The sequence below is a fragment of the Streptomyces sp. NPDC050528 genome, from assembly GCF_044457795.1.
Lineage (GTDB): Bacteria > Actinomycetota > Actinomycetes > Streptomycetales > Streptomycetaceae > Streptomyces.
Window position 1 is genome coordinate 143,548 of the sequence record NZ_JBITHH010000008.1, and the last position, 21,873, is coordinate 165,420.

The 21,873-nt window shown below is 71.0% G+C and carries 21 protein-coding genes; 10 read left to right on the plus strand and 11 right to left on the minus strand.

The window, feature by feature from the left end:
- Nucleotides 1-25 precede the first annotated feature (25 nt).
- Genes ACIBK4_RS27335 through ACIBK4_RS27345 form a run of 3 tightly spaced genes read right to left on the minus strand, consistent with a single transcriptional unit; the run spans nucleotide 26 to nucleotide 2,419 of the window.
- Complete coding sequence (locus tag ACIBK4_RS27335; RefSeq protein ID WP_398998527.1) at nucleotides 26-625, minus strand: histidine phosphatase family protein; 600 nt, start codon at nucleotides 623-625, stop codon at nucleotides 26-28.
- A 3-nt stretch (nucleotides 626-628) separates the two neighbouring features.
- Nucleotides 629-1,162, minus strand: a complete 534-nt coding sequence (locus ACIBK4_RS27340) for an HAD domain-containing protein (protein ID WP_398998529.1) — start codon at nucleotides 1,160-1,162, stop codon at nucleotides 629-631.
- 48 nt (nucleotides 1,163-1,210) lie between these two features.
- Nucleotides 1,211-2,419 carry a pyridoxal phosphate-dependent aminotransferase gene (locus tag ACIBK4_RS27345; protein WP_317887857.1) on the minus strand — a complete coding sequence of 403 codons (1,209 nt, stop codon included), beginning with the start codon at nucleotides 2,417-2,419 and terminating at the stop codon, nucleotides 1,211-1,213.
- An 88-nt stretch (nucleotides 2,420-2,507) separates the two neighbouring features.
- Here ACIBK4_RS27345 and ACIBK4_RS27350 point away from each other — a divergent pair, with 88 nt between their 5' ends.
- On the plus strand, nucleotides 2,508-3,137 hold the full coding sequence (locus ACIBK4_RS27350) for a winged helix-turn-helix transcriptional regulator (RefSeq protein WP_398998532.1): 630 nt from the start codon (nucleotides 2,508-2,510) through the stop codon (nucleotides 3,135-3,137).
- Between the two features lie 62 nt (nucleotides 3,138-3,199).
- On the opposite strand, the gene ACIBK4_RS27355 is transcribed toward ACIBK4_RS27350, so the two are convergent.
- From ACIBK4_RS27355 to ACIBK4_RS27365, 3 genes are read right to left on the minus strand one after another with little or no spacing between them, the layout of a single operon-like run.
- Nucleotides 3,200-4,009 carry a hypothetical protein gene (locus ACIBK4_RS27355; RefSeq protein ID WP_398998534.1) on the minus strand — a complete coding sequence of 270 codons (810 nt, stop codon included), beginning with the start codon at nucleotides 4,007-4,009 and terminating at the stop codon, nucleotides 3,200-3,202.
- Entirely contained in the window at nucleotides 4,009-5,274 is a 1,266-nt protein-coding gene (locus ACIBK4_RS27360; protein ID WP_398998536.1) for a VWA domain-containing protein, read from the minus strand. Before ACIBK4_RS27360 ends, ACIBK4_RS27355 begins: the two co-directional genes overlap by 1 nt.
- Before the next feature lie 9 nt (nucleotides 5,275-5,283).
- Nucleotides 5,284-6,798: an IucA/IucC family protein gene (locus tag ACIBK4_RS27365; protein WP_398998538.1), complete on the minus strand. Its 1,515-nt coding sequence runs from the start codon at nucleotides 6,796-6,798 to the stop codon at nucleotides 5,284-5,286.
- A gap of 151 nt (nucleotides 6,799-6,949) precedes the next feature.
- Between ACIBK4_RS27365 and ACIBK4_RS27370 the strand changes: the two genes are divergently transcribed.
- The 4 genes from ACIBK4_RS27370 (at nucleotide 6,950) to ACIBK4_RS27385 (ending at nucleotide 12,092) form a co-directional block, all read left to right on the plus strand.
- Nucleotides 6,950-8,512 carry an IucA/IucC family protein gene (locus ACIBK4_RS27370; RefSeq protein ID WP_398998540.1) on the plus strand — a complete coding sequence of 521 codons (1,563 nt, stop codon included), beginning with the start codon at nucleotides 6,950-6,952 and terminating at the stop codon, nucleotides 8,510-8,512.
- Between the two features lie 126 nt (nucleotides 8,513-8,638).
- Nucleotides 8,639-10,864, plus strand: coding sequence for a protein kinase (locus tag ACIBK4_RS27375; protein WP_398998542.1), 2,226 nt, complete (start codon nucleotides 8,639-8,641; stop codon nucleotides 10,862-10,864).
- Between the two features lie 20 nt (nucleotides 10,865-10,884).
- Nucleotides 10,885-11,808, plus strand: a complete 924-nt coding sequence (locus ACIBK4_RS27380; RefSeq protein ID WP_398998544.1) for a HipA family kinase — start codon at nucleotides 10,885-10,887, stop codon at nucleotides 11,806-11,808.
- On the plus strand, nucleotides 11,805-12,092 hold the full coding sequence (locus ACIBK4_RS27385) for a SelT/SelW/SelH family protein (protein WP_390160937.1): 288 nt from the start codon (nucleotides 11,805-11,807) through the stop codon (nucleotides 12,090-12,092). Before ACIBK4_RS27380 ends, ACIBK4_RS27385 begins: the two co-directional genes overlap by 4 nt.
- Before the next feature lie 41 nt (nucleotides 12,093-12,133).
- Here the strand turns inward: ACIBK4_RS27385 and aceB are convergent, their stop codons facing one another.
- Together aceB and ACIBK4_RS27395 are read right to left on the minus strand one after the other, a co-directional pair.
- Nucleotides 12,134-13,756 carry a malate synthase A gene (aceB, locus tag ACIBK4_RS27390; RefSeq protein WP_398998547.1) on the minus strand — a complete coding sequence of 541 codons (1,623 nt, stop codon included), beginning with the start codon at nucleotides 13,754-13,756 and terminating at the stop codon, nucleotides 12,134-12,136.
- A 187-nt stretch (nucleotides 13,757-13,943) separates the two neighbouring features.
- Nucleotides 13,944-14,543 (minus strand): NTP transferase domain-containing protein, encoded by a 600-nt coding sequence (locus ACIBK4_RS27395; RefSeq protein ID WP_398998549.1) that lies wholly within the window; start codon nucleotides 14,541-14,543, stop codon nucleotides 13,944-13,946.
- Nucleotides 14,544-14,731: 188 nt separating this feature from the next.
- On the opposite strand from ACIBK4_RS27395, the gene ACIBK4_RS27400 reads away from it, so the two are divergent.
- On the plus strand, nucleotides 14,732-15,052 hold the full coding sequence (locus tag ACIBK4_RS27400) for a DUF5955 family protein (protein WP_365307175.1): 321 nt from the start codon (nucleotides 14,732-14,734) through the stop codon (nucleotides 15,050-15,052).
- A gap of 1 nt (nucleotide 15,053) precedes the next feature.
- On the opposite strand, the gene ACIBK4_RS27405 is transcribed toward ACIBK4_RS27400, so the two are convergent.
- Both ACIBK4_RS27405 and ACIBK4_RS27410 read right to left on the minus strand, forming a co-directional pair.
- Nucleotides 15,054-15,752 carry a DUF6304 family protein gene (locus tag ACIBK4_RS27405; protein ID WP_398998551.1) on the minus strand — a complete coding sequence of 233 codons (699 nt, stop codon included), beginning with the start codon at nucleotides 15,750-15,752 and terminating at the stop codon, nucleotides 15,054-15,056.
- Nucleotides 15,749-16,543, minus strand: coding sequence for an IclR family transcriptional regulator (locus tag ACIBK4_RS27410; RefSeq protein ID WP_398998553.1), 795 nt, complete (start codon nucleotides 16,541-16,543; stop codon nucleotides 15,749-15,751). The genes ACIBK4_RS27405 and ACIBK4_RS27410 overlap by 4 nt, the downstream gene beginning before the upstream one ends.
- A 293-nt stretch (nucleotides 16,544-16,836) precedes the next feature.
- On the opposite strand from ACIBK4_RS27410, the gene allB reads away from it, so the two are divergent.
- Together allB and alc are read left to right on the plus strand one after the other, a co-directional pair.
- Complete coding sequence (allB, locus tag ACIBK4_RS27415; protein WP_398998555.1) at nucleotides 16,837-18,174, plus strand: allantoinase AllB; 1,338 nt, start codon at nucleotides 16,837-16,839, stop codon at nucleotides 18,172-18,174.
- Between the two features lie 53 nt (nucleotides 18,175-18,227).
- Nucleotides 18,228-19,343, plus strand: a complete 1,116-nt coding sequence (gene alc, locus ACIBK4_RS27420; protein ID WP_398998557.1) for an allantoicase — start codon at nucleotides 18,228-18,230, stop codon at nucleotides 19,341-19,343.
- A 57-nt stretch (nucleotides 19,344-19,400) separates the two neighbouring features.
- On the opposite strand, the gene ACIBK4_RS27425 is transcribed toward alc, so the two are convergent.
- A complete protein-coding gene (locus tag ACIBK4_RS27425) occupies nucleotides 19,401-20,144 on the minus strand; it encodes an SDR family oxidoreductase (protein WP_398998559.1) in 744 nt (247 codons plus the stop codon).
- Between the two features lie 100 nt (nucleotides 20,145-20,244).
- On the opposite strand from ACIBK4_RS27425, the gene ACIBK4_RS27430 reads away from it, so the two are divergent.
- The gene (locus ACIBK4_RS27430) at nucleotides 20,245-21,063 is read left to right on the plus strand and encodes an AIM24 family protein (protein ID WP_398998561.1); all 819 of its coding nucleotides are present in this window, start codon (nucleotides 20,245-20,247) and stop codon (nucleotides 21,061-21,063) included.
- 122 nt (nucleotides 21,064-21,185) lie between these two features.
- Complete coding sequence (locus tag ACIBK4_RS27435; RefSeq protein WP_398998563.1) at nucleotides 21,186-21,818, plus strand: dihydrofolate reductase family protein; 633 nt, start codon at nucleotides 21,186-21,188, stop codon at nucleotides 21,816-21,818.
- Nucleotides 21,819-21,873: the final 55 nt, after the last annotated feature.

The window sequence follows — 21,873 nt, forward strand, 5'->3', positions numbered from 1 at the left end:
CGTTTGAAGATGTCCCATTCGAAGATTACGACGGGGGTCTGACATTCCAGGCGGCGATGACCGGCCGCCCGTGCTCCGTGCTCAGCCGGCACAGCGTCCCGGTCGCGAGCTGGAACAACGCGCCCTTCGACGGCGGCAGCCCGAGCCACCGCGCGGTGAGCACCCGGAGGAAATGGCCGTGGGCCACCAGGACGACCACGCCCTCGGTGTTGGCGAGCGCCGCGTCCACCTTGGCCAGGGCACGGTCGGCACGTTGGCCCACCTGTTCCGGGCTCTCCCCGGGATGGTCAGGGGGTCCGGGCGCGACCCCGTCGGTGAACAGGAACCAGCCCGGCCGGGTGCGCTGGATCTCGACGGTGGTGATGCCCTCGTAGCCGCCGTAGTCCCACTCCCGCAGATCCACGTCGACGCGGGCGTCCGTCAGCCCGATCAGCTCGGCGGTCTCCCGCGCGCGCTGCATGGGGCTGACGAACGCGGCGCCGACCCGGTGCGATCGGATCAGCGGCACCAGGCCGTGCGCCTCCTCCCGCCCCTTCGCGGTGAGCGGGACATCGGTCGAGCTGGTGTGCCGCCCCGACCGGGACCATTCGGTCTCTCCGTGCCGTACGAGGAAAAGATCGCCCATACGTCACAGGCTATGGGCCCACTGCTCCAGCGTCGCGAAATCGCCCTCCCGTAGGCCCCTGCGCGGGTCCACCTTGAGGAGGAGGGCCGGTCCCTCGTGATGGGCCTCTACGTGCCGTACGTCCAGGTCGGTGATCAGGTCGTCGACCCAGACGAAGGGGCGCCCGGCCGCCCAGGCCACGATCTGGCGGGTCTTCCAGTAGAGGCCGTCCGGGGCCTTGGCGAACAGGTGGGTGAACTCGATCACCGGCAGGTCGCCGGGGAGCCCGACCGCCGGCGCGATCAGCTCGTTCGCCTGGTGCATCCAGGTGGTGGCCCAGGCGGGTTCGTACGGCAGCGCCAGTATGCGCGCGCCGTGCCCCGGGTGCAGGCGCACCCGCAGCCCGCGCCGCAGTCGCCGGGAACCCGGCCGCTGCCGGGCCGACCAGTTCGTCGGCCACAGCCGGTGGGTGACATAGCCGCGGTGGCGCAGGAACCGGGCGCCGTACGGGTTGAGGGGACCGTCGACGTCGAGGAGCAGCAGGGGGCGGTCGGTCATGCGGGGGAGTTACCCAGGGCGCAGCGCCCCTAGCTGTCCGATGGGCGGCTACTGCCGATACCCGCCCAAGAACCGCCCGATCCGGCCGATAGCCGCCTCCAGGTCGTCCGCGTACGGCAGCGTGAGGATGCGGAAGTGGTCGGGGGTGGGCCAGTTGAAGCCGGTGCCCTGGACGACCTGGATCTTCTCGCGGAGCAGCAGGTCCAGGACGAACTTCTCGTCGTCGTGGATCTTGTGCACCTTGGGGTCGAGCCGGGGGAACGCGTACAGGGCGCCCTTCGGCTTCACGCACGAGACCCCAGGGATCTCGTTCAGCTTTTCCCACACCACGTTGCGCTGTTCGTGCAGTCGGCCGCCCGGGACGGTCAGGTCGCGGATGGACTGGCGGCCGCCGAGCGCGGCCTGGATGGCGTACTGCGCGGGCGCGTTGGGGCACAGCCGCATGGAGGCCAGCATCGTCAGGCCCTCCAGGTAGTTCTTGGCGTGCTGCTTCGGGCCCGTGACCACCAGCCAGCCCGAGCGGAAGCCGGCCACCCGGTACGTCTTCGACAGGCCGCAGAAGGTGAGGACGACCAGGTCGGGGGCGAGCGCGGCGGCCGAGTGGTGCACGGCGTCGTCGTAGAGGATCTGGTCGTAGATCTCGTCGGCGAAGACCATCAGGCCGTGGCGGCGGGCGAGGTCGAGGATGCCCTCGACGATCTCCTTGGGGTAGACGGCGCCGGTGGGGTTGTTCGGGTTGATGATGACGACGGCCTTGGTGCGGTCGGTGATCTTCGCCGCCATGTCGTCCAGGTCCGGGTACCAGTCGGCCTGTTCGTCGCAGAGGTAGTGGACCGCCTTGCCGCCGGAGAGCGTTGTCACCGCCGTCCAGAGCGGGAAGTCCGGTGCGGGGATGAGGATTTCGTCGCCGTCCTCCAGCAGTGCCTGTACGGCCATGGAGACCAGCTCGGAGACGCCGTTGCCCAAGAACACGTCGTCCACGTCGACTTCGAGGCCCAGGGTCTGGTAGCGCTGGGCGACCGCTCGGCGGGCCGAGAGGATGCCCCGCGAGTCCGTGTAGCCGTGGGCCTGGGGGAGCATCCGGATCATGTCCTGGATGATCTCCTCGGGCGCCTCGAAGCCGAAGAGCGCGGGGTTGCCGGTGTTCAGCCGCAGGACGCTGTGGCCCGCCTCCTCCAGTGCGTTGGCGTGCTCGATCACCGGACCGCGGATCTCGTAACAGACCTCGCTGAGCTTGCTCGACTGCCGGAACTCCATTGCGCCCTCGCCCCATCGGCTTCGTGTGTTGCTTGGTTTTACCAAGTGTGAGCTTGGAAAGTCCAACAACATGTCTAGACTGCGTCGCATGTCACCTCGCCGAAGCTACGACCAGTACTGTTCCGCGGCCCGCGCGCTCGACCTCGTCGGCGACCGCTGGACCCTGCTGATCGTCCGCGAACTCCTCGCAGGACCGCGCCGCTACACGGACCTGCACGCCGATCTGCCGGGTGTCAGCACGGACGTACTCGCCTCACGGCTGAAGGACATGGAACGGGACGGGCTGACGACGCGACGGCGGCTGCCTCCGCCCGGTGCCGCCTACGTCTACGAACTCACCGGGCGGGGGCGGGAGTTGCTGCCCGTGCTGCAAGCCCTCGGGGCGTGGGGTGCGCCCGAGTTGGGGGAGCGGCGGCCGACGGATGCCGTGCGTGCGCACTGGTTCGCGTTGCCGTTGCTGCGGGCGCTGGAGGGGGAGGGGCTGGTCGAAGTCCGGCTGGAGGAAGGGGAGTTCCACGTGTACGCGGGGATGGAGGAGGGCGGGCTCGTCTACGGCGAGGGGCCCGCGCCCCGGGAGCCCGACGCCCGGCTCGTGCTCGGCGTCGAGACCTGTACGGCCGTCGCGCAGGGGGAGTTGAGTCTTCCCGACGCGGTGCGTGCCGGACGTGTCGAGGTGACCGGCGACGGCACGCTCGCGAAGGCGTTGCGGGAGGCGTGAGACGGGGCCGGACATGACAGAAGGCCCGCTGTGTGCGGGCCTTCTGGCGAATGATCACGTCATTACATGCCGGGTGGCGGAACCCGCCTCGGCCGTCCCGAACCCCGGGTCAGCGCATACCCGCCGATCCCCGCGAGCGCGGCCAGCACACCGCCCACGGCGGTCCACACCCAGCGGTCGGACCACCAGCCGGAGGACCAGCCGCCGTCCGGCTCGATGCTCGACAGCGCGGCCGAGGTCGACGACGAACTGTCGTCATCGGAGGCCGACTTGGCCGCGATCCCCGGCGTCAGCGGCTGCGCCAGCGAACCGTCGACCGCCGCCGAACCGCCGATGTCCTTGGAGTCCACCCGCACCTCGGTGCTCACCGGCTGGCCCAGGTCCGAGGACTGGAGATCCACGACCGTGAGCCGGACGTAGTACGTGCCCGGCAGCGGGTCGTTGGCCCAAGTCTCCGACCAGGCACGGACGGTACGCAGCGTGCACGCCAGGTCCAGGGAGGTCGCATCCTGCGCGGCGGTGCGCGTCGCGGCCCCGTACTGGCAGGCCTGGCGGCGCCGCAGCCCGTCGTAGACGTCGAGTTGCCAGGTCTGGCCCGCATGGGTGTCGGGCAGCTTCACCGTCGCCTTGACGGTGGGGCGTTGGCCGGCGTCCGCGGCGAACGACCAGTACAGGTAGTCGCCGGTGGAGCCGCTCGCGGTACCCGTCTGCCCCTGGTCGAGCTCCGTGGCCGTACGGAAGGAGGTGCCCGCCTGGGTGGGGGCCGAGCTGTCGTCGGAGGGGCTCGCGGACGGCGAGGAGTCCGCCACTGCGGGTCCCGCGGCCAGGCCCGCCAGCAGCAGGGCCGTGCTCAACACGCGTGTGATCCGCATCAGTTGGTCCTCCAGACCGCGAGGCGCCAGCGGGACAGCCAGCCCCAGAGCAGACCCGCGACGAAGCCGGTCAGCACGAGGGCGGCGAGGAGCCACCAGCCGCGGCCGAGGCCGAAGGAGGCCACGTCGCTCGCCTTGCTCGGCCCGTCCACGACGTCCACGGTGAGTTCGAGGGGCAGGCCGGGGGTGGTCTTCACCCCGGCGGCCGCCGAGAAGGAGTTGGTGACCTGGAGACAGACGGTCTCGGCGGGGGCGTTGTCGTCGTCGCTCTCCGCCTTCGGGTAGCGCAGCCCGGTGGAGATGACGTCCGTACGGCCGTTGCCGGTGCCCTCGCCGCGCACGATCTCGCGGCCGTGCACGGTGACCGCGCGCAGCAACACCCCGTAGTCCGGGTTGACTTCACGGTCGGCGCCGACGCTCACCGAAGCGCGCAGCTCCTGGCCGGGGTTGACGTCCACGCGGTAGAAGCGCTGCTTGCCGAACTCCTCGCGGTCCGTGTACAGACCGGACTTGAGGGTCGGGGCGCTGGAGCACTGGGCGGTGCCCTCGGTGGCGACCGGGGTCGCCACCGGGTCGGCGGCGCGGTCCACCAACTGGCCCACGCGGTCGGAGAGTTCCTCCTTGTGCTGCACGGAGGTGTACGTGCCGCCGGTCGCGTCCGCGATGCAGCTGAGCTGGTCGCGGGTCTTGGCGTCCGGCACCAGGCCCAGCGTGTCGATGGTGAGGCCGATGCCCTTGGCCGCGATCTCGCGGGCCACCTCGCACGGGTCCAGCGGCTGGCAGGTGTCCTCGCCGTCGCTGATCAGGACGATACGGCGGGTGCCGTCACCGCCGTCGAGGTCGTCCGCCGCCTTCAGCAGCGCGGGCCCGATCGGCGTCCAGCCGGTGGGCTGGAGCGTCGCGACCGCGGTCTTGGCCTCGGTGCGGTTCAGGGTGCCCACCGGGTAGAGCTGCGCGGTGTCCTTGCAGCCCGTCTTGCGGTCGTTGCCGTGGTAGTTGGCGCCCAACGTGCGGATGCCGAGCTGCACTTCCTCGGGTGTCGCGTCGAGCACCTCGTTGAACGCCTGCTTCGCCGCTGCCATCCGTGAGCCGCCGTCTATGTCCTTGGCGCTCATGGATCCGCTGACGTCCAGCACGAGTTCGACCTTGGGGGAGGCCGTGGAGTCCGTCTCGTCGGCGACCGCTCCGGCAGGGAAGGCGACCCCGGCCGTGAGGGTGGCGAGCAGGGCACAGATCCCCGCCGCCAGCCGTTGTCTTGTGATCATCGCCGGATCCTATTGATCAGATGGACCGGGCTCCAAAACGAGCGGGTTCGGGAGCCCGGTCCACTGGTCCCCGGGCAGCTCCGGCGACAGCCGCATCAGCGTCAACGCCTTGCTGGGCAGCGGCTGTTCGAGCAGCGTGCGCAGGTCCGGCGTGCGCGGCAGATCCGGTACGACGGCTGCCAGCGCCGCCCTGAGCGCCGTACCGGAACCCGCCGTACCGGCGAGTGCGCCCGCCACCAGGGAGCCGAACAGCTTGCGGCGCAGGGTGAGTTCGTCGTCGGTGACGATGCGTCCGCTCAGTTCGGGGATCGGAATCCCTTGCTCGGCAAGGCGCTTGGGGCTGACGCGGATGTCGGCGAGATCGCGGTAGACCAGGCGCAGGGGGGCACCCGTGCGGGACAGCACCACCAGCAGGTTCTGACCGTGCGCCTCAAGGGCCACACCGGACTCCAGCAGCCGCAGACAGACGACGAGGGCGAGACGCGTGAACTCGGCCAGCCAGGCGGGCGATCGGGGCAGGTCGGTGACCGCGAGGGCGGCCACCGGCAGCACCCGCTCGCCCGCTTCCGTGTCCGCGTACGTCTGCGGCGACTCGCGCAACACGGCGGCGAGATCGGGGGAGTTGGCCGTCGCCGCACCCAGCGTGCGGGTCACGTGCAACAGGCCGTCCGATCGTGCCGCGAGCGACTCCCCGAACGCCGACAGTGTTGCCGACAAGCCGATCGAGTAGACCGAGATGTCCCGCACCGAGGACGTCAGCCGGGCGCTCAGCGCGGTCTTGACGTGCGGTCCGTCCGACAGGGCGAGGGTCCGCAGGGACATCAGGGGATGCGCGTCGAGCGGAGCGTCCCCGGTCCGCTTCAGCACATGCGCCGCCTGCCACGGGTGCACCGGGATCAACAGCCGCCCCCCGTCCCGCAGTTCGTCAGGCCACACCCCCGTCACCAGCGACTCCTCCGCCCCCACCGGCACCGACCCGAGCGCCACCACGGGCCGGTGCTCGGGGCCGTAGGCGAGCTGCTCGGCCACCGAGAAGCCGGGCCGGGAGCGGCAGTTGGGGTGGAAGGGGTGCCCGTCGACGATCCGCTGCTCCCACTCCCAGTCCTGCGTCGGCCAATCCTCCGACCGGCTCGGCTGGTTGGCCCGGGACAGGGCCAACGAGGCGACGCTGTGCCCGAGTTCGGCCGCGAAGACGGTGCCGTGCGGCACGGCGAGGTCGGTCATCAGGCGCGCCGGATCGTCGTAGGCGAGGTCGTCGAGGTGGACGACGGTGACGTAGGCGTCGGTCGCGTACGGATCGGCGTGCGGGCCGCGCAGCCGTCGGCCGTCGGAGAGCCGTAGGACGAGGCCCGGTGTCCGGCCGACGATCCACGGCAGCGGTTCGAAGGCCAGCGCGCGCCACAGCCGGGTGAGTACCGCCGCACGGGCACCGGGGAGTTCGGCCGCGTACCGTTGTACGAGGTCGGGACGGGTGGCGGCGAGTTCCTCGGCGACCTGGGCCTCGGGAAGCGGGGGACGGTCCACGGTCGACTCCTCGGGTGCGGACGGGGCGTCATGATCGGTGACGACGAGAGACGGGGTGGAGGGCGGTAGAGCGGGGAGAGATGGGGCGGCGGGACACTGTGCGACGAGAGACATACTGATCGCGATCGCAGGACACGGACTTAGGGAACGAATGGATCGCGTCGACTTCACACCCCCGGGCGACGACGTGGCGGAGCGCGCCGACGCGTACGCGGCCGCGCCCCTGCTCAACTGTCTGCTCCGGGAGGTGGCCCAGCCGCTTCCGGACCAGGGGGAGCGGCACGTGTACCGGCTGCCGGGGAGCGGCCGGCTGCTGCGGGTGCGCGGCGAGCGGCGGCCCGCCGAGCCCGAGGTGTACGCGGACGGCGACTGGCTGCGCGTCGACCACGCCGAACTCGTGAAACTCGTCGCCGAGGAACTGACCCGGCACACCGGAGTCTCCAACCACGAACTGCCCGCCGAGATGACGGACAGCCGTGACGCCGTCGCCGCGCTGCTCACCGCGCGCGACGGTGCGACGGCGCCCGACGACCCGTATCTCCGCTCCGAACAGTCCTTGATCACCGGCCATCCCTACCATCCCGCGCCCAAGGCCCGGGGCGGCGGCCCCGTCGCGGGCTGGCTGCCCTACGCCCCGGAGGCGTACGCCCGTTTCCCGCTGGAGCTGCTCGGGCTGCGCGAGGACGCGGTCGTGGAGGAGGGGGACGTCTCGGCGCTGGACGCGCTCGGGGAGGCCCCGCCCGGGTACCGGCTGCTGCCCGCGCACCCTTGGCAGTTGGACCTCGTGGGCGCGGGCCTGGCGGACGCCTTCGCGGACGGGCGGCTGATCCGGCTCGGCGCGACGGCGACCGAGGTGTGGCCGACGGCGGCGATCCGCACGGTGTACAGCCCCGGGTCCGCGGAACGCGCGGAGGATCTGTTCCTGAAGTTCAGCCTCGATGTGCGGATCACCAATGACGTACGCCGACTGTGGCGCCACGACCTGCTGAAACTTCACCGCACGGATACGGCCGTCCGGGACGCCTTCGCCGCGATGGGCGGCCCGGCGGCCTGGCTGAGCGACCGGGGCTACCGCACCGCCGACTTCGCCTTCGAGGAACTCGCCGTCCTGGTCCGCGACGGCCTGCACGACCACCTCCTGCCCGGCACGACTCCGTTGCTCGCCGCGGGATTGGTGGAGGGGTTCGAGGGCAACCCGCTCGACGGTACGGCCGACCCGGCGGCCTGGTGGGAGGCGTATCTGCGGCAGGTCGTACCGCCCGCGATCACGGCGTTCGCCGACTACGGCGTCGTACTCGAAGCGCACTTGCAGAACACGCTGGTCGCGGTCGACGCGGACGGGATGCCCGCGCAGGCGCTGTACCGGGACGCGGAGGGCGTGAAGCTGCTGACGGATGTGGAACGGGGGGCGGGGTGGGAGCGGTTGGTGTACTGCCTGGTCGTCAACCATCTCGTCGAGATCGCCGGGGTGCTCGCCGAGCGGCATCCGGAGCTGGACCCCTGGCCGGCGGTTCGCGCGGAACTGGCCCGGCACGACCTGCCCGAGGTCGCCGAACTCCTCGCCTCGCCCACGTTGCCCGGCAAGACGAACCTGTTGCTGCGCTGGACCGGGGCGGACGGCGCCGACGCGCGTTATCTGCCGTTGCGGAATCCGCTGGCCGGGCGAGGCCGGGCGGGGCGGAAGGGAACCGTTCGGAACCCGGTGACGTCATGAGCGGAGCACCTAGACTGATGGCCGGTATCGGGGGAGCCTCGCGGCTGGAAATGGCCGCTCGACGGGGACGGGGGTCGGGGCCGATGAGGTCCAACCGCCTTGCCGGAGAGGCGAGATGGGGGAGTCATGAAACCGCTCCGAGCGGGTGATCCCGCCTCCGTCGGGGAGGGCAGATACCGGCTGGTCGGACGGCTCGGCCAGGGCGGCATGGGCGTCGTGTACTTCGGCCGGTCGCGGTCGGGCCGGGCGGTGGCCGTCAAGGTCGTACGGCCCGAACTCAGCACGGAACCGGGTTTCCGGCGCAGGTTCGCCGACGAGGTGGCCGCGGCGCGACGCGTCGGCGGCTTCCACACCGCGCCGGTCGTGGACGCCGACCCGCAGGGCGATCCGGCCTGGCTGGTGACGGCGTACGTCCCCGGACCGACGCTGCAGGCAGTCCTCGACCGGGTCGGCCCCCTGCCCGCGGACACGCTCACCGTGCTGGCCGCTGGCCTCGCCGAGGCGCTGGCGGCGATCCATCAGGCCGGGGTCATCCATCGGGATCTGAAACCCGCCAACATCATCGTCGCGGAGGACGGCCCCCGGGTCATCGACTTCGGCATCGCACGGGCCCTCGACGGTACGGCCCTCACCCAGACCGGGTTCCAGATCGGCACGCTCGGGTTCCTCGCGCCGGAGCAGCTGACCGGGGGCACGCTGACTCCTGCGGTGGACATGTTCGCCCTGGGGGTCGTCCTCGGCCAGGCGGCGGGCCGGGCTCCTTTCGGGGACGGGGGGTCGGCGGCGTGGCCGTACCGCGTCGTCCACGAACAGCCCGAACTCACGGATGTTCCGGGCCAGTTGCGTGACCTGGTCGCGGCCTGCCTGGCCAAGGATCCGCGCGACCGCCCCACCCCGTCGGAGTTCCTCGACCGGCTGACGGTCCGGCATCCGTCGGACGTGTGGCTTCCGGCCGAGGCGACCGCGCTTGTACGGAGCCAGGAGAAGGGGGCTTACGGCGTCGGGGTGGATCGGGTGCCGGGTCCGCCGGGGGTGCCGACGGATCCGCGTACGGGGATGACGGGTCCGCCGAGGGGCGAGGAGAAGCGGCCGGGGGCCGGTGAGTGGTCGCCCGAGTCGCCGGTGGTCGCGGAGGCGCCCACGGCCGCGCCGACGTCCGACGAGAGGCCGCCCGGGGTCTCCCATCCCCGGACCGTCCAGTCGTCGCCCGCCCAGGGCTTCGGCCCGCGCCCCGGCCTCAGTCCGGACCCTGGCTTCAGCCCCGGTGCCGGCTTCGGTCCCGCGCCCGTGTTCGCGCCCACGCCCGCCCCCGGCTCGCCCGGTGGTGCGGGACCGGTGGGCGGTGGGCCGACGGCCGGCGGCGAGGGGGCACGAGGTCGCCGTAGGGCAGCGGTCGTAGCGGCGGCGTTGGCTGTGGTCGTCGCCGCAGGGGTGCTGGTGTGGCACCCCTGGACCGGTTCAGGATCGGGTTCGGCTGGGAACGAGGGCGCTGCCGGGGGAAGCGTGTCCTCGTCGCCGCGGGTGACAGCCGCCGCGTTCCCCGACGCGCCGCTGCTCGTGCGGATGGACACGGACCCAGGGTCGTCGACATGTCACAGCGTGATCGGGCTTCGTGACTCCACCAAAGATGATCCGAAGCAGTTGATCGACGGGACGTGTGACGCGCTGCCGCAGTGGGCCCCCGATCACAAGTCGTTCGCGTTCACCCGCAAGACGGGGCAGGAGTCGGCGGTCTGGACGGCGAACGCGGACGGTACGGACGTCCGCCGGGTCGCCGCGATCTCGGGCGGCCGGGTCGCCTGGTCCCCGGACGGCAAGCGGCTGGCCGTGCTGCGGCGGCAGGACGGGGTGCAGCAGCTGTTCGTCGTAACCGTCGCGGACGGCTCCGCGCAGCAACTGACCACCGGTACCGCGAAGGTGGAGGACCCGGCGTGGTCCCCCGACGGCAAGCACATCGCCATCTGCCTCCAGAAGACGTCGGGTTGGCAGATCCACGTCGTCGACCCGAGCCGACCGGGTGCCGAACCCCAGCAGGTCACCCACCAGTCCCGGCGTGCGCTCGATCCCGTCTGGTCCCCCGACGGACGCTACTTCGCCTACACCGCCGGGGCGCCCAACGTGGGGACCGGGGGAGACATCCACATCGTCAAGGCGGACGGCACGGGCGACCGGACGCTCGTGCAGACCGCCGCTCAGGAGATGGACCCCGTCTGGTCGCCCGACGGCAAGTGGGTGGCGTTCGTCCGGGGTCCCTTCGACCAGCCGGCGATCTGGGCCGTCCGCGCCGACGGCACGGGCGTGCGCAGGCTCACCACGGGCAGCACACCGGAGGGCCACCCTTCCTGGCGGTGACCTGCCTCTATGCTCGTTTCATGCCGGACACGCTGAGAGAGGTCACCGCGACCCGCTACATCGAGCCCCTGCGCTCCGGCGGTTCCGTCCCCGGAGTCGTCGAGGCCGACGACCTCGGCACGTACGTCGTGAAGTTCACCGGCTCCGCGCAGGGCCGCAAGGCGCTGGTCGCCGAGGTGATCGTCGGGGAGCTGGCCCGCGCCCTCGGGCTGCGCTTCCCCGAGCTGGTGCTGGTGCACTTCGACCCGGAGATCGCCGACGAGGAGCCCCACCAGGAAGTGCGGGACCTGCACAGCGCGAGCGCCGGTCTGAACCTCGGCATGGACTTTCTGCCGGGCGCCCGGGACTTCACCCCGGAGGTCGCCGCGCGCTGCACGGTCGACCCGCTGGAGGCCGGGAAGATCGTCTGGCTGGACGCGCTGACCGTCAACGTCGACCGCACGGTGCACAGTTCGAACCTGATGATCTGGCCCACGCTCGGCATCGCACCCCCGCGCCTGTGGCTCATCGACCACGGCGCCGCCCTCGTCTTCCACCACCGCTGGGACGCCGCCGACCCCACGAAGTCCTACGATTTCCGCCACCATGCTCTCGGTCATTACGGGCCCAACACCCGTGCCGCCGATGCCGAGTTGGCGCCCAGGGTGACCGAGGAGCTGCTGCGCCGGATCGTGGCCGAGGTGCCGGACGCCTGGCTGGCCGGCGAACCGGGCTTCGCGACACCCGACGCCGTACGGGAGGCGTACGTCGCCTACCTGCACGCGCGTGTGGAGGCCTCCGCGGCCTGGCTCCCCACCGACTTCCCCAGCCGGGAGGAACGCGCCGCCGAGGAAGCCCGGCGAGCGGCGAAAACACAGCAGGGCCGCCCGAGTTGGCTCAAGCGGGTCCCCGACCTGCACGGCAAACCGGCGGCGGAACAGGATTGGTCGGTACACCTCGGATGACAGACGACGCCCTCGTGGAAAACCGCGTACAGATCGAGTACTGCACCCAGTGCCGTTGGCTGCCCCGCGCGGCCTGGCTGGCGCAGGAGCTTCTCACCACCTTCGAGACCGAGTTGACGGAACTGTCCCTGAAGCCCGGCACCGGCGGTGTCTTCGTCGTGCGTGTCAACGACGAGGTCGTGTGGGACCGCCGCGAACAGGGATTCCCCGAACCCACGGCCGTGAAGAAGCTCGTACGCGACCGAGTGGCCCCGGACAAGTCCCTGGGCCACTCGGACAAGTGAGCTGATCCTGCAAGTGAGCTGTTCCTGACGCCTGTTGAGGGTCAGCCCCGCAGCTGCTCGTACGCCGGCAGCGTCAGGAAGTCCGCGTAGTTGTCGTCGAGGGCGACCTCCAGGAGGAGGTCGTGGGCCTGCTGCCAGTGGCCCGCGGCGAAGGCGTCCGCGCCGATCTCCGCGCGGATGTTCTCCAGCTCCTCGGCGGCAACCTTCCGTGCCAGCTCGGGAGTTGCCTTCTCGCCGTTCTCGAACTCGACGCCCGCGTTGATCCACTGCCAGATCTGCGAGCGCGAGATCTCCGCGGTGGCCGCGTCCTCCATCAGGTTGAAGATGGCGACCGCACCGAGCCCGCGCAGCCACGCCTCGATGTAACGGATGCCCACCTGAACGGCGTTGACGAGCCCGGGGTACGTCGGCTTCGCGTGCAGCGAGTCCACGGCGATCAGGTCGGCCGCCTTGACGTCGACGTCCTCGCGCAGCCGGTCCTTCTGGTTCGGCTTCTCGCCGAGCACCGCGTCGAAGGAGGCCATGGCGATCGGCACCAGGTCGGGGTGGGCCACCCAGGAGCCGTCGAAACCGTCCCCGGCCTCACGGTCCTTGTCCGCCTTGACCTTCTCGAACGCGACCTTGTTGACCTCCTCGTCACGGCGGGACGGGATGAACGCCGCCATGCCGCCGATCGCGTGCGCCCCGCGCTTGTGGCAGGTGCGGACGAGGAGTTCGGTGTACGCCCGCATGAACGGGGCCGTCATCGTCACCGCGTTGCGGTCCGGGAGGACGAACTTGGGCCCGCCGTCACGGAAGTTCTTCACGATGGAGAACAGGTAGTCCCAGCGGCCCGCGTTCAACCCCGAGGCGTGGTCGCGGAGTTCGTAGAGGATCTCCTCCATCTCGTACGCCGCCGTGATCGTCTCGATCAGCACGGTCGCGCGGACGCTGCCCTGCGGGACGCCGACGTAGTCCTGCGCGAAGACGAACACGTCGTTCCACAGCCGGGCTTCGAGGTGCGACTCGGTCTTCGGGAGGTAGAAGTACGGGCCCTTGCCGAGGTCGAGCAGCCGCTGCGCGTTGTGGAAGAAGTACAGCCCGAAGTCCACGAAGGCGCCCGGGACTTGCTCACCGTCCACCAGCAGGTGCCGCTCGTTGAGGTGCCAGCCGCGCGGCCGCATCACGACCGTCGCCAGCTCGTCCTCGGCCTTCAAGGCGTACGACTTGCCGGAGTTGGGGTCGGTGAAGTCGATCGCGCGGGTGTAGGCGTCGATCAGGTTGAGCTGGCCCGTGACGACGTTCTCCCACGTCGGCGCGGAGGCGTCCTCGAAGTCCGCGAGCCAGATCTTCGCGCCGGAGTTGAGGGCGTTGATCGTCATCTTGCGGTCGGTGGGGCCGGTGATCTCCACGCGCCGGTCGTTCAGCGCGGCGGGGGAGGGGGCCACCTTCCAGGAGTCGTCGGCGCGGATCGCGGCGGTCTCCGGGAGGAAGTCGAGGGTGGAGGTACGGGCGATCTCCGCGCGGCGCTCGGCCCGGCGGGCGAGGAGTCCGGCCCGGCGGGGCGTGAACCGGCGGTGCAGCTCGGCCACGAAGGCGAGGGCCTCGGCGGTGAGGACCTCGTCCTGCCGGGGCAGGGGTTCGGCGTCGACGACGACCGGCGAGGACGGCGCTGGTGCGGACATGAACTGTCACTTCCTTCAGCGAGCGAGGCACCGGGTGCCAGGTGACCCGGGTGGGACGGAGAGCACCCGAGGGGCCGTCGGGCGCTTCTGAACAGTGGATACTAGTTTCCTCATCGTGGAAGTTCAATGGTTTGTTGACGTCGAGATTCTCCGGATCGAGCCAAAGTGGCGCTCAGTGCCACTCCGCTCACTCAAGGTGGACGAGATCCGCCTCAGTGTCGATGTCGTACGGCTCGGCCGCATCCCCGCACTCGACGAGCGCGATCGCGTCCGCGTGCGCCTTGAGGTACGCCCGCGCCCCCCGGTCCCCGGTCGCGCTCTCGGCGATCCCGGCCCAGTGCGCGGCCCCGAACAGCACCGGATGGCCGCGTACCCCGTCGTAGGCGGCCGAGACGAGCGAGTCCTCGTCCGTGAACCCGGCGAGCACCCGCGCCACCGCCTCCGCGCCGATCCCGGGCTGGTCGACGAGCGACACGAGCGCCGCCCGCGCCCCCGTACCCGCGAGCGAGTCGAGCCCCGCCCGCAGCGAGGACCCCATCCCCTGCTCCCACTCCGGGTTCTCCACGACCACGCACCCGGTCAGCTCCGCCTGCTCCCGTACGGCGTCGGCGCGCGCCCCCAGGACCACGTGGACGCGGGTGAGGCCGGCCGCGCGCAGGACCCCGACCGCGTGCTCCACGAGGGGTCGCCCCCGGTGTCGTAGCAGCGCCTTGGGCCGCCCGCCGAGCCGCCGGCCGCCGCCCGCGGCGAGCAACAGCCCCGCGACCTGGTCTTCGTTTCGCGTCATACGTCCTGCATACCTGACGCGGCGGCGACCGGACGGAATCCTCCTACTTAATTTCGGTCCATGGAGTGGCGCGCCCCGCACCGGGTGGCGTTTACTGACCCGCGTCCCTCGGCGCCCGACCAGTGTTGCGGGGTGCGCGGCGGGACCGCGAAGTTCTTGCGCACGAAGACGTGCGAGGGGGGAGAGCTGTGTTGCGGAGCTTGGGGCAGAGGTCAGTGACCGGCAGCGACGAGGATCCGAGGGTGGCGGAACTGCGGACCGCGGTGTCCCGGTTGCGCCGCGAACTCGCCGCGCATCCGGCCGAGTTCCCCGACCGGGTCATCGCCGAGGACGAACTCGCGGCGCTGGCCGCGATGACCATCGACGGCGTCCCCGAAATCCCGCGCCTGCGCCGCTCGTTACTCCTCATCGCCGGCGCGATCGGCTCCGTGAGCGCCCTCGGGAGGGGTCTGACGGACGTACGCAACGCCGTGGACCTGTTCGGTCAACCCCGGGGTGGGCAGGGCTAGTTCACGACCACCGGCGCGCCGGGAACGCTCCTCGGTAGCCCGAGTCCCCGGCCCGGTCCTCGAACTCCTCGCACAGCCAGGTCTCCTGGACGGACTCGGTGTGTTCCTGCCAGGTCGTGAAGATGCCCCGTGGGCCGTGCTTGCCGTCGACCTGACGGTAGAGGTCCTTGGCGTCACGGAAGCACGCGAGCGCGGCCATCAGTCCGTGGCCGGCGGGGTGGTAGTCGGACCAGGCGCACGAGACGCACGCCTTGAGTCGCGAGCCCGGCGGCAGGCGGCGCTGGACCTCGTTCAGCGCGTCCTCGAAGTCGTCATCGCCCTCGGCGCTGCGGTACTCGCGCCCGTCCAGGCGCAGGGTCGTGGTCAGCGTCTCCGCGTCCAGCCCCCTGCCGGGTCCGGCCGGGTCCCCGAGCCGCAACGCGCAGTCCAGCACCGCCGTACGCACGTCCCGTCCCTCGACCGCGACGGACAACGGCACCTCCCACTCCAGCAGGCAGGAGCACAACGCCCCGTCGAAGAAGGAGAACGGGGTGTCCGGGGGCGCTCCGCCCAGCGCGCCGAGGTCGTCCATGCTGTCGCCCTCGAAGCGGACGCCCCGGATCGTCGTGCGGATCAGCTCCCGGCCGTCCGTCTCGAAGACGACGGCCTCGGTGCCGTGCCGGTCGGTGTAGCGGCCCGGCCAGAACTGCCCGCCGCTCACGCGGGGTTCTGGCTGGCCAGTGCCTCCGACAGTTCGCCGGCCACCTGTTGGAGCACCGGCACGATCTTGTCGGTCGCCGACTCGGTGACCCGGCCCGCCGGGCCCGAGATCGAAATCGCGGCGGCGGTGGGGGAGTTGGGCACGGAGACGGCGAGGCAGCGCACGCCGATCTCCTGCTCGTTGTCGTCGATCGCGTAGCCGAGGCGGCGCACGTCCGCCAGCGCCGCGAGGAAACCGTCGGGCGTGGTGATCGTCTTCTCGGTCGCGGCGGGCATGCCGGTCCGGGCGAGCAGCGCGCGCACCTCGTTGTCCGGGGTGTTGGCGAGCAGGGCCTTGCCGACGCCGGTCGAGTGCGGGAGGACGCGTCGGCCGACCTCGGTGAACATGCGCATCGAGTGCTTGGACGGCACCTGGGCGACGTACACGATCTCGTCGCCGTCGAGCAGCGCCATGTTCGCGGTCTCGCCGGTCTCCTCGACCAGCCGGGCGAGATAGGGGCGGGCCCAGGTGCCGAGCAGCCGGGACGCGGACTCGCCGAGGCGGATCAGGCGCGGGCCGAGCGCGTACCGGCGGTTCGCCTGCTGGCGGACGTAACCGCAGACCACGAGCGTGCGCATCAGGCGGTGGATGGTGGGGAGCGGGAGGCCGCTGCTCGCGGAGAGCTCGCTCAGGCCGACCTCGCCGCCCGCGTCGGCCATCCGCTCCAGCAGGTCGAAGGCGCGCTCAAGGGACTGGACACCACCCGTGGCGGACTTGGTGGAGTCGGTGCTGCTCACGCTGGACGGCGGCACGGCGCGTTCCTTTCGGCACGGGCGGGAAGGGCTGAAGCCTACCCGGGGGTCGGTTGACTCCCCGCCTGTGCGTAGCTACGTTCTGCTTGCCGGAAGTTTAATTCCGCTTTGTGGAAACGTCCAGAGTGTGCGCGTGAGGCGCATCGTGGAGATGTGTGCCCTTGACGGTACGGGAGCGGGAGTGAAGACTCCTTCAACAGAACGTTGAATTCCGTTACGTGGACGTAAATCCCGTTTCCCGGAAGTAACGGAAACGACGACGGAAACGACGACGGCGGCAGAGAGGGGTCCGGGTGTCCGACGCTGAACTGGTGGTGCGCTCCACACGTGTCATCACTCCCGAGGGGATACGCGCGGCGGCGGTCGCGGTCGCCGGGGGGAAGATCACGGCCGTCCTCCCGTACGACGCCCAAGTCCCGTCCGGCGCACGGTTCGAGGACTTCGGCGACGATGTCCTGCTGCCCGGCCTGGTCGACACGCACGTCCATGTGAACGACCCCGGCCGCACCCACTGGGAGGGCTTCTGGACCGCCACGCGTGCGGCGGCGGCCGGCGGTATCACCACGCTCATCGACATGCCGCTCAACTCCCTCCCGCCGACGACGACGGTCGACAACCTCCGTACGAAGCAGCAAGTCGCCGCGGAGAAGGCCCACATGGACGTCGGCTTCTGGGGCGGCGCCCTGCCCGACAACGTCAAGGACCTGCGCCCGCTGCACGACGCCGGCGTCTTCGGCTTCAAGGCGTTCCTGTCCCCGTCGGGCGTCGACGAGTTCCCGCACCTGGACCAGGACCAACTCGCCCTGTCCCTGGCCGAGATCGCCGGTTTCGACGGCCTGCTCATCGTGCACGCGGAGGACCCGCACCACCTCGAAGCGGCCCCGCAGCAGGGCGGCCCCAAGTACGCCGACTTCCTGGCGAGCCGCCCGCGCGACGCCGAGGACACGGCCATCGCGGGGCTGATCGCACAGGCGAAGCGCCTCGACGCGCGCGTGCACGTACTGCACCTCTCCTCGTCGGACGCGCTGCCGCTGATCGCCGCCGCAAAGGCGGAGGGCGTCCGCATAACGGTCGAGACATGCCCCCACTACCTCACCCTCACGGCGGAGGAAGTCCCGGACGGCGCAAGCGAGTTCAAGTGCTGCCCGCCGATCCGCGAGTCCGCCAACCAGGACCTGCTGTGGCAGGCGCTGGCCGACGGCACGATCGACTGCGTGGTCACGGACCACTCCCCGTCCACGGCCGACCTGAAGACCGACGACTTCGCCACCGCGTGGGGCGGCATCTCCGGCCTCCAACTCAGCCTCGCCGCAGTGTGGACGGAGGCGCGCAAGCGCGGCCACGACCTGACGGACGTGGTCCGCTGGATGTCGTCAAGGACCGCGCAGCTGGCGGGACTTGACCAGAAGGGTGCCATCGAGGCGGGCCGCGACGCCGACTTCGCGGTCCTCGCGCCCGACGAGACGTTCACCGTGGACCCGGCGGCCCTCCAACACCGCAACCGCGTCACGGCGTACGCCGGAAAAACCCTCAGCGGGGTCGTGAAGTCGACCTGGCTGCGCGGCGAACGCATCGTGCTGGACGGCGAGTTCACCGACCCGAAGGGCCAACTCCTGACCCGTACCCCCTGATCGACCCATCCCCCGCACCCGCAGCGGCCGACTCCCGAAAGGCAGACACAGCAGTGACGGCGATTCCCAGTTTCACCGGCGACGCGAACCCCTACGGAGGCGGTGACCCGTACGCGGACTACCGCACGGCCGACTTCCCCTTCACCCAGTACGCCAACCTCGCCGACCGGCAACTCGGCGCCGGAGTGATCGCCGCCAACGACGAGTTCTTCGCCCAGCGCGAAAACCTCCTCGTACCGGGGCCCGCCGAGTTCGACCCCGAGCACTTCGGCCACAAGGGCAAGGTCATGGACGGCTGGGAGACCCGCCGCCGCCGAGGAGCCTCGGCGGACCACCCCTGGCCGACGCCAGAGGACCACGACTGGGCGCTGGTCCGCCTCGGCGCGCCGGGAGTCATCAGGGGCATCGTGGTCGACACGGCCCACTTCCGCGGCAACTACCCGCAGGCGGTGTCGATCGAGGGCACGTCAGTGGCCGGCTCCCCGTCCCCGGAGGACCTCCTCGCCGACGACGTGAAGTGGACGCCGTTGGTCCCGCGCACGCCGGTCGGCGGCCACGCGGCGAACGGCTTCTCCATAGCCACCGAACAGCGCTTCACCCACGTCCGCGTCAACCAGCACCCCGACGGCGGCATCGCCCGCCTGCGGGTCTACGGCGAGGTCGTCCCCGACCCCAACTGGCTCGCGGCGCTGGGCACGTTCGACGTCGTGGCTCTGGAGAACGGCGGCGGCGCCGAGGACGCCTCCAACCTCTTCTACTCACCCGCGAGCAACACCATCCAGCCCGGCCGCTCCCGCAAGATGGACGACGGCTGGGAAACCCGCCGCCGCCGCGACCAGGGCAACGACTGGATCCGCTACCGCCTCGCCGCCCAGTCCCAGATCCGCGCGATCGAGATCGACACGGCGTACCTCAAGGGCAACAGCGCGGGCTGGGCATCGATATCGGTCCGGGACGGCGAGACCGGCGACTGGCACGAGATCCTCCCGCGCACCCGCCTCCAACCCGACACGAACCACCGCTTCGTCCTCCCGACCCCGGCAATCGGGACGCACGCACGCGTGGACATCTATCCCGACGGGGGGATCTCGCGGCTGCGGTTGTTCGGTTCGCTGACGGAGCAGGGGGTGTCGGCGCTGGCGGCGCGGCATCAGGAGCTGGGCGGCTGACGCACGCGCGCGCAGGGGCGCACCGGCCCGACAGGACCGGTGCGCCCCCTGTGCGCTTCACGTGGAATGGCCGCCGTCCACCGCGAACTCCGCCCCGGTGACGTAGTCCGCCCCCGCCAGATACGCGACCATCGACGCCACCTCGTCCGCCGTCCCGAACCGTCCCAACGCCGTCATCGCGGCCTGACCGGCCGCGTACGGCCCGTCCGCCGGGTTCATGTCGGTGTCCGTCGGACCCGGGTGCACGATGTTCGCCGTGATGCCGCGCCCGCCCAACTCGCGGGCCAGCGCCTTGGTCAGCCCGACCAGCGCCGACTTGCTCGTCGCGTAGAGCGTCCCGCCCGGCCCCGGCACCCGCTGCGTCATGCACGTGCCGATCGTGATGATGCGACCCCCGGACGCCATCCGCGTGGCAGCCGCCTGGGACGTCAGGAACACCCCGCGGACGTTCACCGCCAGAACGCGGTCCACGTCGGCGAGGGACAGCCCCTCCAACGGCCCGAGCAGCCCCACCCCCACGTTGTTCACCAGCACGTCGAGCCCGCCCAGGGCCTTTGCCGCACGGTCCACCGCCCCTGCCGCCTCGGCGGCGTCCGCGGAGTCGGCACGCAGGGCCACGGCCCGCCGTCCCAGCGCCTCCATCCGCCCTACGACGTTCTCGGCCGCCTCCTTGCCGTCCACGTAGGTGACGGCCACATCCGCACCGTCCCGCGCGAGCCGCAGCGCCGTCGCCGCACCGATGCCCCGGCTGCCGCCGGTCACCAGAGCCGCCTTGCCCCAAAGGGTTCCCTGAGTCGTCATGTGTCCATCCCAGCGGCCACCGCACCCGGATGCTGGCGGTGAACGGACACCGATGTCGATCGGTAGGAACTCTTTTCTTCGCCTCCTGCGTTCTCCCCTCGTGACCCTTCAGCAAGAGATCGTCGGCAACGCCATGCAGATGGCGGTCGTCAACCTGAACCCCGGCCAGACCGTGTACTGCGAAGCCGGAAAGTTCCTCTTCAAGACGACGAACGTGACTATGGAGACGCGCCTGTCGGGCCCGTCGAACAACGCGGGCCAGCCCCAGAGCGGCTCAGGCGCCGCAGGCATGGGCGGAATGCTCCGCCAGGCCATGGGCACCGCCATGCAGGTCGGCCAGCGCGCGCTCGCCGGTGAGTCGCTGGCGTTCCAGTACTTCACCTCCCAGGGCGGCGAAGGCACCGTCGGCTTCGCGGGCGTGCTCCCCGGAGAGATGCGCGCCCTGGAGCTGAACGGCACGCGCGCGTGGTTCGCCGAGAAGGACGCCTTCGTGGCCGCCGAGTCCACCGTCCAGTTCGGCATCGCCTTCCAGGGCGGCCGCACCGGCATGAGCGGCGGCGAGGGCTTCGTCCTGGAGAAGTTCACCGGACAGGGCACGGTGATCATCGCCGGCGCGGGCAACTTCATCGACCTGAACCCCGCCGACTTCGGTGGCCGCATCGAGGTCGACACCGGCTGCCTCGTCGCCTTCGAGGAGGGCGTCCAGTACGGCGTCCAGCGCATCGGCGGCCTCAACCGCCAGGGCCTGATGAACGCCGTGTTCGGCGGCGAGGGCCTGTCCCTGGCCACCCTGGAGGGCAACGGCCGCGTCATCCTCCAGTCCCTCACCATCGAGAGCCTCGCCAACGCCCTGAAGAAGGCCCAGGGCGGCGACAAGCAGGGCCCGACGGGCGGCCTGTTCTCGACCCACGCGGGCTGAGACGCCGTAGCGAAGACCGGGAGAAGCCGAGAAGCCGTAGCGAGGACCGATGAGTTGCGGGGGCCCGCGGGGTCTGAGCTGATGACACCATCCGCTCCCGCACCAGGAAGCAGGCACCCGACATGGGCAAGCTCGTCTCCACCCTCTTCGTCACCCTCGACGGCGTCTACCAGGGCCCCGGCGGCCCCGAGGAGGACACCCGCGGTGGCTTCGCGCACGGCGGCTGGAGCTTCGTCTACGGCGACGACGACTTCGGCCGGTTCGTGGTCGAGGTCTTCGACCGGTCCGGCGCATACCTGCTCGGCCGCCGTACGTACGACATCTTCGCCGGGTACTGGCCGCACAAGACCGACCCCGCCGACCCGATCGCCTCCAAACTGAACGCGCTGCCGAAGTACGTCGCCTCGTCGACCGTCACCGACCCCTCCTGGGCCGGCACCACCGTGATCGGCGGCGACCTCGCCAAGGAGGTCACCGAGCTCAAGGAGCGCACCGCGGGTGAGCTCCAGGTGCACGGCAGCGGGGCCCTCGTGAGGTCCCTCCTCGCGCTCGGCCTCGTCGACACGCTCCACCTGGTGACCTTCCCGGTCGTGCTCGGCAGCGGCCTGCGCCTGTTCCCCGAGGGCACCGAGCCCATGGCCTTCCGGCACACGGGCGGGCGCATCACCAGCACCGGCGTCTCCATCCAGTCGTACGACCTGGCAGGTCGCCCGACCTACGGCTCGTACGCGGACGCCGATGCGGAAAACGCCTAGTCAGCCGGGGGTCGCGCCGGTACGGTGATCGTTCCGTGTGGCAGCCACCGTCGTC

Bases quoted from the DNA above. Each gene is read 5' to 3' on its own strand.
- ACIBK4_RS27335 (WP_398998527.1), bottom strand. From the start codon at position 625: ATGGGCGATCTTTTCCTCGTACGGCACGGAGAGACCGAATGGTCCCGG.
- ACIBK4_RS27340 (WP_398998529.1), bottom strand. From the start codon at position 1,162: ATGACCGACCGCCCCCTGCTGCTCCTCGACGTCGACGGTCCCCTCAAC.
- ACIBK4_RS27345 (WP_317887857.1), bottom strand. From the start codon at position 2,419: ATGGAGTTCCGGCAGTCGAGCAAGCTCAGCGAGGTCTGTTACGAGATC.
- ACIBK4_RS27350 (WP_398998532.1), top strand. From the start codon at position 2,508: ATGTCACCTCGCCGAAGCTACGACCAGTACTGTTCCGCGGCCCGCGCG.
- ACIBK4_RS27355 (WP_398998534.1), bottom strand. From the start codon at position 4,009: ATGCGGATCACACGCGTGTTGAGCACGGCCCTGCTGCTGGCGGGCCTG.
- ACIBK4_RS27360 (WP_398998536.1), bottom strand. From the start codon at position 5,274: ATGATCACAAGACAACGGCTGGCGGCGGGGATCTGTGCCCTGCTCGCC.
- ACIBK4_RS27370 (WP_398998540.1), top strand. From the start codon at position 6,950: ATGGATCGCGTCGACTTCACACCCCCGGGCGACGACGTGGCGGAGCGC.
- ACIBK4_RS27375 (WP_398998542.1), top strand. From the start codon at position 8,639: ATGAAACCGCTCCGAGCGGGTGATCCCGCCTCCGTCGGGGAGGGCAGA.
- ACIBK4_RS27380 (WP_398998544.1), top strand. From the start codon at position 10,885: ATGCCGGACACGCTGAGAGAGGTCACCGCGACCCGCTACATCGAGCCC.
- ACIBK4_RS27385 (WP_390160937.1), top strand. From the start codon at position 11,805: ATGACAGACGACGCCCTCGTGGAAAACCGCGTACAGATCGAGTACTGC.
- aceB (WP_398998547.1), bottom strand. From the start codon at position 13,756: ATGTCCGCACCAGCGCCGTCCTCGCCGGTCGTCGTCGACGCCGAACCC.
- ACIBK4_RS27395 (WP_398998549.1), bottom strand. From the start codon at position 14,543: ATGACGCGAAACGAAGACCAGGTCGCGGGGCTGTTGCTCGCCGCGGGC.
- ACIBK4_RS27425 (WP_398998559.1), bottom strand. From the start codon at position 20,144: ATGACGACTCAGGGAACCCTTTGGGGCAAGGCGGCTCTGGTGACCGGC.
- ACIBK4_RS27435 (WP_398998563.1), top strand. From the start codon at position 21,186: ATGGGCAAGCTCGTCTCCACCCTCTTCGTCACCCTCGACGGCGTCTAC.